Origin of the sequence: Desulfocucumis palustris, assembly GCF_002933875.1 — a bacterium.
Lineage (GTDB): Bacteria > Bacillota > Desulfotomaculia > Desulfotomaculales > Desulfocucumaceae > Desulfocucumis > Desulfocucumis palustris.
Map to the genome: position 1 here is coordinate 1 of NZ_BFAV01000035.1, position 1,607 is coordinate 1,607.

Below are 1,607 nucleotides of genomic sequence, written 5' to 3' on the forward strand. Positions count from 1 at the left end.
GGCGGCCGGGGACCTGGAGCTTGACTTCTTCATTCTCTTTTCTTCCGGGGCGGGAGCCGTGGGCAACATAGGCCAGGCTGATTACGCGGCTGCCAACGCCTTTATGGATGCCTACGCCGATTATCGCAATGCCCTGGTGACCTCAAAACAACGGCAGGGCCGGACCCTGTCCATCAATTGGCCGCTGTGGAAAGATGGCGGGATGCACATTGATGAAGAAACCGAAAAGATGATGATGCAAAGCATGGGAATGATCGCCATGCGGACCCCAGCCGGCATTGGGGCCCTGTATCAGGGCCTGGCTTCCGGAAAAGCCCGGGTGATGGTGATAGAAGGGGAGCTTAAGCGGCTCCGGGCGGCGCTCCTGGGGCAGCCGCCCGGAACAGAAGCCTTAAAGGCGCCCTCCTCCATGGAAGAAAACAAAGCGGCTCCCGGAGCGGAAGAAGAGCTACTCCGGGGAAAAACCATAAACCACTTCAAAAAGCTGCTTTCATCAGTAATCAAGCTGCCCGCACACCAAATCGAAGCGGATGCCCCCATGGAGAAATACGGAATAGATTCCGTCATGGTCATGAAAATGACCAATCAATTGGAAAAAACATTCGGCTCACTATCGAAAACATTGTTTTTTGAATACCAAAACATCCGGGCATTAACCGGATATTTCCTTGAGTGCCACAGGGACCGCCTGACAGGATTACTGGGTGTCCGGGAAAAAGCAGAAGCGTCCCCCCCCGGTTCCAACCATTGGGGAGCTGTCCCGGAGCCTGAAAAATATACCCCGGGCAGCGGCAGGCGCCACCGTTTTGCAGCCCTTCATACAGAGTCCCCGGAAGAAAAAGAGGCCTTGAACATAGCCGTCATTGGTATTTCCGGGCGCTATCCCCGGGCGGAAAACATCCGGGAGTTCTGGAAAAATCTCCGGGAGGGCAGGGATTGCATCACAGAGATTCCAAAAGACCGCTGGGATCACAGTTTGTACTTTGATGAAGATAAAAACAAGCCCGGAAAAACCTATAGCAAGTGGGGAGGCTTTTTGGAAAGGGTGGATCAATTTGATCCGCTATTCTTTAATATATCACCCCGGGAAGCGGAAATTATGGACCCCCAGGAGCGTTTATTTCTGGAATGCGTCTATGAAACCCTGGAGGACGCGGGATATACCCGGGAAGCCCTGGGTTCGTACCGGGGCCTGGGACTGGAAGGCAATGTGGGAGTCTATGTGGGAGTGATGTATGAAGAGTACCAGCTCTACGGGGCGCAGGAACAGAGCCGGGGGAGGCAGATTGCCTTTGCCGGGAGTCCGGCATCGATAGCCAACAGGGTATCTTATTTTTGTAATTTTCATGGGCCCAGCATGGCTGTGGATACCATGTGCTCCTCCTCCCTGACCGCAATCCAGCTGGCCTGTCAAAGCTTGCAGCGGGGCGGGTGCGAGCTTGCCATAGCGGGGGGAGTCAATGTCTCAATTCATCCGAACAAATACTTGATACTGGCCCAGGGCAAGTTTGCATCCAGCAAGGGGCGGTGTGAAAGCTTCGGGCGGGGAGGGGACGGGTACGTGCCGGGAGAAGGGGTTGGGGCGGTGCTGCTCAAACCGTTGTCCA

General features: G+C 55.0%; 1 protein-coding gene. It reads left to right on the forward strand.

Annotated features, from left to right (window positions below; all coding sequences use genetic code 11):
- Positions 1-1,607: beta-ketoacyl reductase (locus DCCM_RS03100; protein WP_123057281.1), on the forward strand; the 1,607-nt coding region annotated here is incomplete at both ends.